The 12,297-nt window shown below is 39.6% G+C and carries 10 protein-coding genes and 2 tRNA genes; 1 reads left to right on the top strand and 11 read right to left on the bottom strand.

Going from position 1 to position 12,297, the window contains the following annotated elements:
• Position 1: 1 nt before the first annotated feature.
• From J0A69_RS03225 to dapF, 7 genes are all read right to left on the bottom strand, one after another.
• Complete coding sequence (locus J0A69_RS03225) at positions 2-649, bottom strand: response regulator (RefSeq protein WP_206585068.1); 648 nt, start codon at positions 647-649, stop codon at positions 2-4.
• Between the two features lie 16 nt (positions 650-665).
• Entirely contained in the window at positions 666-2,528 is a 1,863-nt protein-coding gene (locus J0A69_RS03220; protein ID WP_206585067.1) for a tetratricopeptide repeat-containing sensor histidine kinase, read from the bottom strand.
• 93 nt (positions 2,529-2,621) lie between these two features.
• Positions 2,622-3,392, bottom strand: a complete 771-nt coding sequence (locus tag J0A69_RS03215; RefSeq protein ID WP_206585066.1) for a S1/P1 nuclease — start codon at positions 3,390-3,392, stop codon at positions 2,622-2,624.
• Between the two features lie 57 nt (positions 3,393-3,449).
• Positions 3,450-4,640: a M20 metallopeptidase family protein gene (locus J0A69_RS03210; protein ID WP_206585065.1), complete on the bottom strand. Its 1,191-nt coding sequence runs from the start codon at positions 4,638-4,640 to the stop codon at positions 3,450-3,452.
• Positions 4,621-5,166 (bottom strand): hypothetical protein, encoded by a 546-nt coding sequence (locus J0A69_RS03205; RefSeq protein WP_206585064.1) that lies wholly within the window; start codon positions 5,164-5,166, stop codon positions 4,621-4,623. Before J0A69_RS03205 ends, J0A69_RS03210 begins: the two co-directional genes overlap by 20 nt.
• Before the next feature lie 10 nt (positions 5,167-5,176).
• Positions 5,177-8,554 (bottom strand): preprotein translocase subunit SecA, encoded by a 3,378-nt coding sequence (secA, locus tag J0A69_RS03200; RefSeq protein ID WP_206585063.1) that lies wholly within the window; start codon positions 8,552-8,554, stop codon positions 5,177-5,179.
• Positions 8,555-8,654: 100 nt separating this feature from the next.
• On the bottom strand, positions 8,655-9,428 hold the full coding sequence (dapF, locus tag J0A69_RS03195) for a diaminopimelate epimerase (RefSeq protein ID WP_206585062.1): 774 nt from the start codon (positions 9,426-9,428) through the stop codon (positions 8,655-8,657).
• A gap of 253 nt (positions 9,429-9,681) precedes the next feature.
• Between dapF and J0A69_RS03190 the strand changes: the two genes are divergently transcribed.
• Positions 9,682-10,149 carry a pyrophosphohydrolase domain-containing protein gene (locus tag J0A69_RS03190; RefSeq protein WP_206585061.1) on the top strand — a complete coding sequence of 156 codons (468 nt, stop codon included), beginning with the start codon at positions 9,682-9,684 and terminating at the stop codon, positions 10,147-10,149.
• Positions 10,150-10,151: 2 nt separating this feature from the next.
• On the opposite strand, the gene J0A69_RS03185 is transcribed toward J0A69_RS03190, so the two are convergent.
• From J0A69_RS03185 to J0A69_RS03170, 4 genes are all read right to left on the bottom strand, one after another.
• The gene (locus J0A69_RS03185) at positions 10,152-11,003 is read right to left on the bottom strand and encodes a mechanosensitive ion channel family protein (protein ID WP_206585060.1); all 852 of its coding nucleotides are present in this window, start codon (positions 11,001-11,003) and stop codon (positions 10,152-10,154) included.
• A 105-nt stretch (positions 11,004-11,108) separates the two neighbouring features.
• Positions 11,109-11,192, bottom strand: a tRNA-Leu gene (locus tag J0A69_RS03180).
• Positions 11,193-11,258: 66 nt separating this feature from the next.
• Positions 11,259-11,331: transfer RNA gene (locus tag J0A69_RS03175), tRNA-Gly, on the bottom strand.
• 127 nt (positions 11,332-11,458) lie between these two features.
• Positions 11,459-12,268, bottom strand: a complete 810-nt coding sequence (locus tag J0A69_RS03170) for a LuxR C-terminal-related transcriptional regulator (RefSeq protein WP_206585059.1) — start codon at positions 12,266-12,268, stop codon at positions 11,459-11,461.
• Between the last annotated feature and the right edge of the window lie 29 nt (positions 12,269-12,297).

Here is a 12,297-nt window from a genome sequence, read left to right as displayed (position 1 = left end):
ATCAGCCTTCTATAATTCTATTTTTTATTGCTTTTTGGACTGCCTCAAGCTTGCTGTGTACCTGCAATTTTTGATAAATGTTCTCAATATGCTTTCGGACAGTTTTCGGGGAAATGAAAAGATTATCGCCGATCTGATTGTAGTTGAGTCCTTTAGAAATCTGTTCTAAAATTTCAATTTCCCGATTAGTCAGAGAAATTTCCTCGACCGGTTCTTCAAATTTGGGTGGGTTGCGAAGTAATTTTAATGCCTTCAATGCCACTGAGGGTGTCATCGCTGCGCCTCCGTCAAGCGTGTCCAATATTCCCTGATAAAGCGTATTTGGGTCCACTTCCTTCAAAAAATACCCATTTGCTCCAGATTGGACTGCTTTAAAAATACTCTCATCGTCATCAAAAACTGTCAGCATGATAACTTTAATCTGAGGGTATTTTTGAGACACCTTTTGAACCGTTTCAATGCCATTCATTTTTGGCATTTCTATATCCATAAGAATCATGTGAATATTGGAGTCCTTTTCCAGCTTTTCCAGAAGCTCCACGCCGTTGAAAGCTGTAATTTTCACCTCCAGCTCTTCAAAAAATGAAAGCTTATCCAGAATCGTTTTCATCAAAAAATTATTGTCCTCAGCAATTGCAATCTTTATCATAACCTATTTCAATTTTCTAGAAAATACATACTTCGGTACCAGTACCTAAAGGCGAATCAATGCTAAGTTCCCTCCCGATTCTTTCTGCCCGGTTTTTCATGTTTCCTAAGCCATTGCCAAAAGCATTTTGATTTTTAATTCCCACTCCATCATCTTTCACACAGATTTTGATTTTTCCATTTACCTGCGAAAATAAAATGCTGATCTCTTTTGCCTGTGAATGCTTTAGCGCATTATTAATGGCTTCTTGGACCACACGATAGTAATTCACCCCTTCGAGCGAATTCAAAAGTATTTTTCGATCTACATCAGGAGATACCTCCAAATTAAAATTGATGTCAGGACAAGACTCTTTGGCTTTTGCCACCAAGTTTAAAAGTCTCGATTCAAGATCCTCCACACTGATATGATCTTTGTTCATAGCCCAGATGGTGTCCCTTAATTCACTGACAGTTTCTACCGTAAAACCAGAAATCTGATCAATTTTGGCAGCCATTTTCTCTTGTGGAAGATTTCCGTATTTCAGATTGTTCAGGGAACTGACGATGAAGGTTAGCTGCGCACCGATATTGTCATGGAGGTCTGAGGAAATCCTGTCTCTCTGCTCATGTAGCCTTTTTTGGGTTTCCTGCTCTGAATAAATCGCCTGCAACTTTGCTTCTTGCTGCAAATGTCTGTTCCGTATTTTCAGTCGATAATAAATGAAAAAACCTACTCCTAAAGAAATCAAAATCAGGATCAATAAAAGGAGTAATTGGTTATTCCGGCTTTCAATGGTCAATTCATTTTCTGCCAGAGAAGCTCTGGATTCTGCCAATTCTCTTTCTTTGGTTTCCACTTGGTATTTGGCCTCCATTTCACCAAGCGCTTTTACTCGTTCATCCTTGAAAATTGAATCTTTTACAGCCACGTATTGCTCCAAGTAATCGATTGCTCGATTTAGATCCCCTTTCGCTTTATTAAAAGCAAATTGTTCGTAGAGATAATCTCTCTTTTTTTCAGTTGATTCACTGTGTTCGACATATTTATAGGCCGAATCCATCATTACTTCTGCTTCAGCAAAATCTTTTCGCTTATAGGCTATAGTAGCGAGATTAGTGTAATTAGCGGCAAGACTATAATCATCATATGTTCTACTGTTTACTTTAACAGCCGTTCTTAGCCAAGGCTCTGCTTCTTTGTAATTCCCTTGTTTCAGAAGGGTATTTGCGATGTTATTGAAAGTGAAACTGATTCTGGTACTGTCCAGATTTTCAATGTTTTCCAAAACCTTGTAATGATAAAAAAGAGCACTATCTGGTTTATTCCAATCATCGAAATTGATCCCGATGGCATTCAGGGCGAATGCAATAAATGGAGGGCGTGCTTTTGAATAAGAAGACAACAACTCAAATGCTTTCTTTCCATATTCTACGCCACGTTCATACTCCTCCATGTCATGATAGACTACAGAAATATCCAATAAGGCATAACCCATGTAATTGCTATCCAAAGCAGCGGTTGCATTTTGAAGTCCCCTCTGGGAATACATCAAAGCTTTTTCAAATTGACCGGAAACAGAGCTAAGTCTATTTAATCGAATACAGGCAAGGGAAATCAAGTCCTGATTTTCGGATTTGGGATCCACCAAATCCAGGGTCTTTTTAAAATATTCTGTGGCTATTTCATTTTCTCGATCAACATTATATTTCTCAGCTACAAAATAAAAATAGACTCCGCTGTCAGTAGCCGTTTTCAGATTCTGTTTTTCAATTTCAAAAATGATTTCAGCAGAGTCAGGAGTATAAACAGATCTTCCCATTCGCTTTCGAAGGTCTTGAGAAAAGACTACGTTTGAAACTAAGAAAAGTACAAAAGCCAAAAGTACTCTTGAAGTCATCGTAAAATAGAAAATTGATTTTTGACTAATATAAAAAAATGGCTTTGGTACACTAATGTGCCAAAGCCATTTCAATAAAAAGTTTGAATAAAATCAATAAATATCTTCCAAAATCTGGGCTAATCGGATACTCGCGGCGATTAGCCGTTCCTCAACCAGTGCTCTGTTATCAAATCCATAGTTATAGGACAATTTCTTGTTTTCCGGCAATTTGTAAACCATCGGACGAGCAGCAACGGCTTCTTTCAGCCAATCGTCCAAGGTGGAATTACGATAATTGGCTTCCATTTCAGAAGTGATTCTTCTGGATAATTCATTTCCGATTTCGGTATAGCTCATATCCCAGCGATCAATCATTCCTGAATCCCAAACCGAATGAAGGTTGGATGCTTGATAAAAGAATTCAAGTTTGACATCATTTCCTCCACGATCTTCGCCTGTGCCTACGTGAAGTGGTTGGTGAATATCTTCTACAATATGGATCAGCATTTTCAGTTTCTCAGCCTCCTCTTTTGGACTAAGATTTCCAGCCTTTAATTCTGCTTTGATTTGGTTGATCGCCTCGTAAGCATTACCGCCTTTTTCCTGAATTTCCGGATTATATTCTCCGTTTTTACTAGTCAGATAATGCCAGGAATTAACATAGTCATAGGCTCTATCAGACTTAACTTCATCCATCCAGATTCCAGATCTTCCGATAGACATGGGATAAAGAACTTTCTCCACTTTTTTCCGAGTGGAATTCTTCATTTGCATGGAGGCCATGTAACCTATCAGATAATGTCCGATCTGTCCCCAAGCAAATGCCTGAGAAATCATGAGTGACATGACGCATGTCAAGAGAAGGGATTTGTTGATTTTCATAGCAGCAATAATGACTTAAAACTAGGGGAAAATCCCATCAACTAAGTGAAGGAAATGTTAAGAGTTTTCTAATTCTGAAACAGCAAGCCAAGCCATTAAACCAGCTCCGATTTCCAAAGCATCTTCCTCAATATCAAAAGTCGGTGTATGAACTCCAGAAGTAATTCCTCTAGATTCATTGCGGGTTCCCAATCTGTAGAAACAACCGTTTATTTCCTGAGAATAATATGCAAAATCTTCTGCTGCCATCCAGATATCCAAATCCAGCACATTTTCAGCACCCAAGTAATCGATGGCTGCTTTTTGGGATCTGTCTGTCAATTCGGGATCATTTTTCAAAAATGGATAACCTTTTCTGATTTCAAAGTCCAGCTCTCCACCCATTCCTTCTACAATTCCATGGGCAATTTGAAGCATTTTTTTATGGGCTTTGGCTCTCCACTCTTCGTTAAGTGTGCGGAAAGTACCTTGAATGTGAACTTCATTTGGAATAACATTCGTTGCTCCCAATGCTTCTACTCTACCAAAAGACAAAACAGAAGGAATTTTTGGACTTGCCGCTCTACTTACTACCTGTTGTAAAGCAATAATCATATGAGAAGCAATCAATACCGGATCGATCAAGGTTTCCGGCATAGCACCATGGCCACCTTTTCCTTTCACGGTGATGTAAAGTTCATCTGCACTAGCCATGTAAATTCCTTTACGGAAACCTACTTTGCCCGCTTCAATAAATGGCATCACATGTTGACCGATAATTCCGGAAGGTCTTGGGTTCTCAAGAACTTTGTCTTTGATCATCAAAGAAGCACCACCTGGTACAAGCTCTTCTCCTGGTTGGAAAATCAACTTAATAGTGCCTTCAAAGTCGTCTTTTACTCCATGAAGGATTTTTGCCGCACCCAAAAGCGAAGCTGTATGAGCATCATGCCCGCAAGCATGCATGACTCCTTCGTTTTTGGATTTATAGGAAACTTCATTGGCTTCGTGGATCGGTAGAGCATCCATGTCTGCCCGAAGCGCGACTACTTTTTTGTGCGGATTTTTACCTTCAATCAAAGCAGACCAACCGGTGGTTGCCTTTTTTTCGATTTTGGTAATCCCAATAGATTTTAGCTGCTCTTCAACAAAAGCAGCTGTTTTAAATTCTTGGTAGGAAAGCTCAGGATTGGCATGTAAATGTCTTCGGTTGGCAATGACCTCTTCTTTGTAGGCTTTTGCCAGCGATTTAATTTTGTCCTTCAGCATTCGAATTTGTTATTTCTGGGGCTTCGTATTCTTTTCGCTGAAATCTATCCTGAATAATTCTAGCAGTTGGAAATTGAGATTTGATCAGTGAAAAGCTCTTTTGCGCCTCTATTTTAAAATTAAATTTTCCCACCTTGACTAGATAGCGGGGTTCTTGGTACTGCATTTCTGCCTTGATCTCCGGAAAATTTTCTGTCAATTCATCCCGTGTTTCGAAGGCCTTATTTCTATCAATACCAGAGTAAACCAAAACCGAATACCCATTGTAATAAGGTTCGGTTAGGTTTTTATCATACATTCTTTGGATACTTTGATGCAGAGCAGCGTCGACAGTTTGGGTAGAAATCTCTTGGCTAACATTGGATACCTTGGCCATTTCAGCTTCGTAATCAGGATAAATTGGAAGAGTACCTGTCAGATCTTCCTGATAATTGGCATAAGCAGTAGACCCACCACTGGTGGACTTGCTGGATTTACATCCCATAGCTGCCAATAAAACAATTCCTACTATCCAAACTCCTTTCATTGATTTCAATTTAGTCGATAACTACACATTTACCTTCCTGAATATCCTGCTCCACACTCTTGTACTTAACGTCTGATTTTGTAGTTCCGTTTGTGTATTGTACCGTTACTTTGTCATTTCTTCCGTAAACTTTCTCAGATTTTCTCGGAGCAACAACTTGTGGCGCTGGTCTTCCTGCGCTTGCAGCAGCTGCAGCAGCACGGTTAGCCCCAGGATTTAAGGTGCTTGAAACTTCTGCTTTGGTTGCTTGGCCTTGCGGTTCAGCTACTCTTGCAGGTTGTGCAGCATGAACTTGACTAGGATCTTGCTTTGGTAAATCGGCTCTAGAAATGAAAGAAATCATATCCTCATTCAATTTGCCAATGAATCGTTTGAACATTTCAAACGCCTCAAACTTGTAGATCAATAATGGATCTTTTTGTTCATAAACAGCATTCTGAACAGACTGTTTCAAATCATCCATGTCACGAAGATGCTCTTTCCAGTTCTGATCAATGATGGCCAAAGTCACGTTTTTCTCTATCGCACGGATCAACTCTCTTCCTTCTGAATTGATCATTCCTTCCAGATTCACTACAACGCCGATTTGTTTGATTCCATCAGAAATCGGAACCATGATATCTTTCACAGTTGCACCTCTTTCTTCCTGCACCTTTTTGAAGATCGGAAGAGCAGTGCTCATGATCATTTCGTTTTTCTTACGGTAGTTTTCAAAAGCTACTTCATACAATTCCTGCGTAAGAGTTCCTGCATCTTTTGATTTAAGATCATTGTCAGAAATTTGGTAATCGATTCCCAAAGAAGTGAAGACATTCATTCGAAGATCTTCTGCCTCACCGGTAGATTTACCCATTTCGATATTGCTTTCGCATACATCATACATGATGTTAAGAATATCCAGCTCCAAACGATCACCTTTCAGCGCATTTCTTCTTCTCTTGTAAACAACCTCACGCTGGGAGTTCATCACATCATCATACTCCAACAATCTCTTTCTCGTACCAAAGTTGTTTTCCTCTACTTTTTTCTGAGCTCTTTCAATAGACTTGGTAATCATGCTATGCTGAATTACCTCTCCTTCTTCCAGACCCATTCTGTCCATTAGCTTGGCAATCCTTTCTGAACCGAAAAGACGCATTAAGCTATCTTCCAGAGAAACAAAGAACTGAGAAGAACCCACGTCACCTTGACGACCTGCACGACCTCTCAACTGTCTATCCACACGTCTTGATTCGTGTCTTTCTGTACCGATAATCGCCAAACCTCCAGCTTTTTTAGATTCAGGAGAAAGTTTAATATCTGTACCACGACCCGCCATGTTGGTAGCGATTGTCACTGTTCCTGCCTGACCGGCTAGGGCAACGACATCAGCCTCTTTGGCGTGTTGCTTCGCATTAAGTACCTGATGAGGAATTTTCTTCAAAGTCAACATCCTGCTGAGTACTTCAGAGATTTCCACTGAAGTGGTACCCACTAGAACAGGTCTGCCTGCTGCTACCAATTCATTGATTTCATCAACTACCGCGTTGAATTTCTCACGAACTGTTTTATAAACTTTATCTTCTTTATCAGATCTCTGAATGACTCTGTTGGTAGGGATCACTACCACATCCAGCTTGTAAATTTCCCAGAATTCTCCAGCCTCTGTCTCAGCTGTACCAGTCATACCGGCAAGCTTATGATACATTCTGAAATAATTCTGCAGCGTGATAGTAGCGTAAGTCTGCGTTGCATCCTCCACTTTAACATTTTCTTTTGCTTCGATAGCCTGGTGCAATCCATCAGAATATCTTCTGCCTTCCATCACACGGCCTGTCTGCTCATCCACGATTTTTACTTTTCCATCGACAATGATGTACTCCGTATCTCGCTCAAACATACAATACGCTTTCAAAAGCTGGTTTACTGTATGAATTCGTTGTGCTTTTACGCCATAATCCTTGATAACTTCTTCCTTGCGGATCAATTTTTCTTTGTCGTCAAGTGATTCATCTTTTTCAAGATCTGCGATGACAACTCCGATATCAGGAAGAATGAAAAACTCAGTGTTCTCGTTTTTAGTGGTCATGGTTTCGATGCCACGATCCGTCAAATCGACAACGTTTGTTTTCTCATCAATTGTAAACAAAAGCGGTTCATCCGCCTCAGGCATATTTCGCTTGTTGTCCTGTAGATAATAATTTTCAGTCTTTTGAAGAATTACTCTGATTCCTGGCTCAGAAAGGTACTTGATCAAAGGCTTGTATTTAGGCATTCCTCGGAATGCTCTGAAAAGTGCCAAACCACCATCTTTTTCATTTCCGTCTGCTATAAGTTTTTTAGCAGTTGTCAAAAATCCTTGAACCAACTTACGCTGCTCATCCACCAATGTAGAAACACGAGGTTTCATATCATCAAACTCGTGAACATCTCCTTTTGGTACAGGTCCAGAAATAATCAATGGCGTACGAGCATCATCAATCAATACAGAATCGACCTCATCGACCATGGCAAAGTGATGCTTCCCTTGCACCAAATCCCCACCATCGCGAGCCATGTTGTCACGGAGATAATCAAAACCAAATTCGTTATTGGTTCCGTAGACGATATCGCTTGCGTAAGCTTTCTTTCTTCCTGCAGAATTCGGCTGATATTTATCGATACAATCGACTGTCAATCCATGGAATTCAAAAAGTGGCGCATTCCATTCGGAGTCACGTTTTGCCAAGTAATCATTGACCGTAACAATGTGTACTCCTCTGCCGGCAAGGGCATTTAGATAGGCTGGCAAAGTAGAAACCAAGGTTTTACCTTCACCTGTGGCCATCTCAGCGATTTTACCATTATGTAAAACCATACCACCGATCAACTGAACATCGTAGTGGACCATGTCCCAAACTACTTCAGTTCCTGCTGCAAGCCAGCTATTGTGCCAGATTGCATGATCTCCGTCGATTTGTACGTTTTGCTTCTTAGCTGAAAGCTCTCTGTCAAAAAGTGTAGCAGTGACTTTCAGCTGCTTGTTTTCCTTAAATCTTCTTGCAGTTTCTTTTACTACTGCGAAAGCTGTTGGAAGGACTTCTGCCAAAACTTCCTCCAAAGATTCATCACGCTGCTTCTCCAACTTGTCAATTTCATTGAAAAGTTGATCCTTCTGATGAATTGCATTAGCCGGAAGCTCATTGATTTTTACTCGAATCTCACCGATATTATCATCGATAGTTTTTAATCTATCATTGATTTTACCCTTGATTTCTTCGGTTTTACCTCTTAATTCATCATCACTGAGCGAAGCAAAGCTTGCAAAGATCTTATTGATCTCTTCTACTTTAGGTGACAATTCTTTTATATCTCTATCGGACTTAGTACCGAATACTTTCGCGAGTCCTTTGGCAATTAATTCTAACATGTCGAATGAATGTGATTCTCAAAACGGGTTCTAAAATTAAACCCTTTTTATTACAATTGATAATGATCCTCGATATGAACCAGAGGATGCTATTTATTTTCTAAACTTTAATTTTTCCACTATAAACCTGCTCTGCCGGGCCGATCAACCAAATGTCGCTAAAGCCACCGGAAGGCTTGGAAGTAAATTTTACGGATAATTTGCCTCCTAGGGTATTGATTTTTATTTCTGTAGCTGGTTGATCTTTTCCATAAACCAAAGCTGCTGCAGTTACCCCTGTTCCACAGGAAAGAGTTTCATCCTCTACTCCTCTTTCGTAGGTTCTGACAAATATTTCATCAGGAGAAATTGCCTCTACAAAATTTACATTTGTTCCACTTGGAGCATACATATCATCGTAGCGGATACTTTTTCCTTCTGCAAAAACAGGATAATCCTTTACTCGATCTACTAATCGGATATGATGAGGAGAACCAGTATTTACAAAGAAGTCTTCAGCTTTCTCTTCTATTCCGGCCACTTCTCCCATCAATAGCTGAACAAGACCGTCTTTCAGGGTTGCCTGATGTGCTCCGTCAATTGCCAGAAAATCAGTCTTCTCTTCCACAATTCCCAAAAATGCAGAAAATGCAACAGCACATCTAGCTCCATTTCCACACATACTTTGCGAACCATCTGCATTGAAATAGATCATTTCAAAATCATAATCAGCATGATTCCGAATCAGGATCAAACCATCCGCTCCGATACCGAACTTTCGGTCACAAAGCTTAGAGACTAGACCAAGATCGGTTACATCAAATAATTGCTGCCGATCGTCGATCATGACGAAATCATTTCCTGTCCCTTGATATTTATAAAAGGTAATTTCCATGGGTTTTCCGATTAGCATTTTGAAGTTCAAAAACTCAACCAACTGACATAGGACCTGCAAACTTAAACAACTTGTCAGAAATTCAGACTTATTGTCTGATTCTCAAATCAAATAAAGACAGAATTTGATGCTTCAGTTTTTAAAAAGTTTGGTTTACAGAAAATGATAAGATCATTTCTATAGGATCCATTTGCAAAAAGTCCGAGAATTTCGGCCATTTTTCATTTATTTCGAGGAATCATTTAAATACACCATGCAAGATCCTAAGTCACTTACCTCAGTAGCCCTATTTCACGAGACATTTAAGCACCCTGTAATTGCAGAGCCCGCGATTCCTTCGGAAACCCGCTGCAACCTTCGTGTTTCTTTGCTAGCAGAAGAATTAAAAGAGTTGGAAGAAGCAATTGAAAATAAAGACCTTGTTGAGATAGCTGATGCACTTTGCGATTTACAATACGTATTGTCAGGAGCTATTCTTGAATTTGGATTAGGTGAAAAATTCAAAGAGCTTTTTGACGAAGTACAACGCTCGAATATGAGCAAGGCTTGTCTTACAGAAGAAGAAGCAAAAGCAACGGTGGCTCATTACGAATCAAAAGGAACGCCTAGCTTTTATGAAAAGGAAGGTGATCTATACTTGGTTTTCAGAGAAGGGGATCATAAAACCCTAAAATCCGTGAATTATTCTCCAGCTGATCTAGCAGGGATTCTAAAAAAATAAACTCAACTAGTTTTCAGGGCTTTGCCTTGATGGTTTTTGAGCTCAACAATTCGGGCCGGCATAATAAAGCCGGCCTTTTCTAATGCCGTCAGCACTTCTAAAATTGCTTTACTTTTGACAACGGCATCAGAAATGGATCTTTCAAATGTATCCACCCAAAAAGTAACTTGGATGTTCAAAGTGCTTTCTGCCAAATCCACCACCCAAACTTCGGGCTCCTTAATTCCAGACAACACCCCCTCAACACGGATGATAGACGATTTTATCAAATCAACGGCGCTATCGTAATCAGAACCATAGTCTAGCCCTATGATAAAATCATATCTTAAAAAGCCATCAATGGTATAATTGATCAATGGGTTTTTCAAAATCATTCCATTTGGAATAAAAACATCTTTTCCATCACCTGTTTTTATTTGAGTATCCCGAAGATTCAAAGTCAGAACCTGACCTCTCATTCCGTTGATATCTACAATATCACCCACGCGGAAAGGTCTTTTGAAAGCCAAAATGATTCCTGCGAGAAAGTTTTCTCCGATGTCTTTCAAAGCAAAACCAATTATAAAGGCGGAGATTCCAGCCCCTGCCAGCATTCCGGAAATCACCCCTGTCAAACCAATAATTCTAAAGACAACTAACAATCCTATCAGAATTACGATTGACCCAAACACCCCAGCAAGGAAGTTAGCGAGCAAATCATCATCCATTCGCTTGATCAACCTTCTGCTCAAAAGTGTCCTTGATTTTCTTGCCAGATAGAGAAAAATCAGAAAAGTGCCCAGAGCCAAACCGCCAATAATTAACCAATGCTGGATTGTAGACCAGTCCATCGAAAGTATTTCAAAGTCTTCCATTCGGTCAAATTACGAAAACTGTGATATTAATATGGGTAAAATCAAAGGACTAAAAATTCAAAACCTGTAAAAAACAAAAAGCCCCGTATTGCTACGAGGCTTCTGTACCAGGAGCGGGAATCGAACCCGCACGACCGTGAGGTCACAAGATTTTAAGTCTTGCGTGTCTACCTATTCCACCATCCCGGCTTCACTCCAATAATTCGGAGCTACTATTTCTTTAAACAAGAAAGCCCTTGAATCAAGGGCTTTTTGAGCGAGAGACGAGATTCGAACTCGCGACCCCGACCTTGGCAAGGTCGTGCTCTACCAACTGAGCTACTCTCGCTTTTTTTATCGACTCAAACTTTCTCTGAGTGATTTGTGGATGCAAAGGTAAGATCGGAAAATAAATTTACAAGGAATATTCTCTGAATTTTTACCTTTTTCTTTTCTAAAATTTAGATTCTGCTGATTTACAGACTCGTATCAAAGTCGTAGGAAGCAAGAATTTTAATCATTTCCCCTACATTTCTAGCTCCAAGTTTCCTTAGAATGTTCTTTCTATGGGTCGAAACAGTATTGAAAGATATATTCAGTTTGGCACTGATTTCCTTGGATTCGAGACCTTCCAAAATCAATTTGACAATTTCCTTCTCCTTTTTGGTAAGGGAAATTGTTCGGTTTTCCGGAGAGTTTTTGCTTACAAAGATTCTTGTTCCATCATCTTTTACATAGGAATAATTCCAATCATAACCCTTCGTCTTTGGTGGAGTTTGTAGTTTGACGATGATGTGTAAATCCATCGCAAAATTACCAGCAGAGTCAATCAGATACGGTTTTACTCTCCCCATCATCCAAAAAACTTCCTGCGTTTTGTAATGTACCCAACGAGTAGTGTAAGAAAACTCAAACCTATGTTTTTCAGAAAGAGAGAGTTGATGAAATGTTTCAAAGACGATTTTCTGAAACTTAAAAAGCTCCTCTCTGTCATCTGGATGAATCATTGTAAAGGAGGCTTCCATCCCTTTTGACCTGAAAATAGATTCAGGATATCCAGAGATTTCCTCAACATTTCCGGTAAAAAAGCCCAAACTGAGGTTTCTATAATCAAAACATGCAATGATCAAACCTTCTCTCATTCCAATATTTTGGCTTAAGACTTCCAGGTCTGATAACATCTTTTTTTCATCAGGATGATCTTTAAATTCCTGATCCTTCCAAGCATGAAAAAATTTTGAATACTTATCCTGTTTTTTCAGGTCCTTCAAGAGCACCTTATTCATAAAATCCTGTTTTTTTACATTCAAAAAGT

Source organism: Algoriphagus pacificus (genome assembly GCF_017254845.1).
Lineage (GTDB): Bacteria > Bacteroidota > Bacteroidia > Cytophagales > Cyclobacteriaceae > Algoriphagus > Algoriphagus pacificus.
This window is presented reverse-complemented; position numbering and strand designations above follow the sequence as displayed.

Bases quoted from the DNA above. Each gene is read 5' to 3' on its own strand.
- J0A69_RS03205 (WP_206585064.1), bottom strand. From the start codon at position 5,166: ATGAAAGGAGTTTGGATAGTAGGAATTGTTTTATTGGCAGCTATGGGA.
- J0A69_RS03210 (WP_206585065.1), bottom strand. From the start codon at position 4,640: ATGCTGAAGGACAAAATTAAATCGCTGGCAAAAGCCTACAAAGAAGAG.
- J0A69_RS03170 (WP_206585059.1), bottom strand. From the start codon at position 12,268: ATGAATAAGGTGCTCTTGAAGGACCTGAAAAAACAGGATAAGTATTCA.
- J0A69_RS03215 (WP_206585066.1), bottom strand. From the start codon at position 3,392: ATGAAAATCAACAAATCCCTTCTCTTGACATGCGTCATGTCACTCATG.
- dapF (WP_206585062.1), bottom strand. From the start codon at position 9,428: ATGGAAATTACCTTTTATAAATATCAAGGGACAGGAAATGATTTCGTC.
- J0A69_RS03185 (WP_206585060.1), bottom strand. From the start codon at position 11,003: ATGGAAGACTTTGAAATACTTTCGATGGACTGGTCTACAATCCAGCAT.
- J0A69_RS03220 (WP_206585067.1), bottom strand. From the start codon at position 2,528: ATGACTTCAAGAGTACTTTTGGCTTTTGTACTTTTCTTAGTTTCAAAC.
- J0A69_RS03190 (WP_206585061.1), top strand. From the start codon at position 9,682: ATGCAAGATCCTAAGTCACTTACCTCAGTAGCCCTATTTCACGAGACA.
- J0A69_RS03225 (WP_206585068.1), bottom strand. From the start codon at position 649: ATGATAAAGATTGCAATTGCTGAGGACAATAATTTTTTGATGAAAACG.
- secA (WP_206585063.1), bottom strand. From the start codon at position 8,554: ATGTTAGAATTAATTGCCAAAGGACTCGCGAAAGTATTCGGTACTAAG.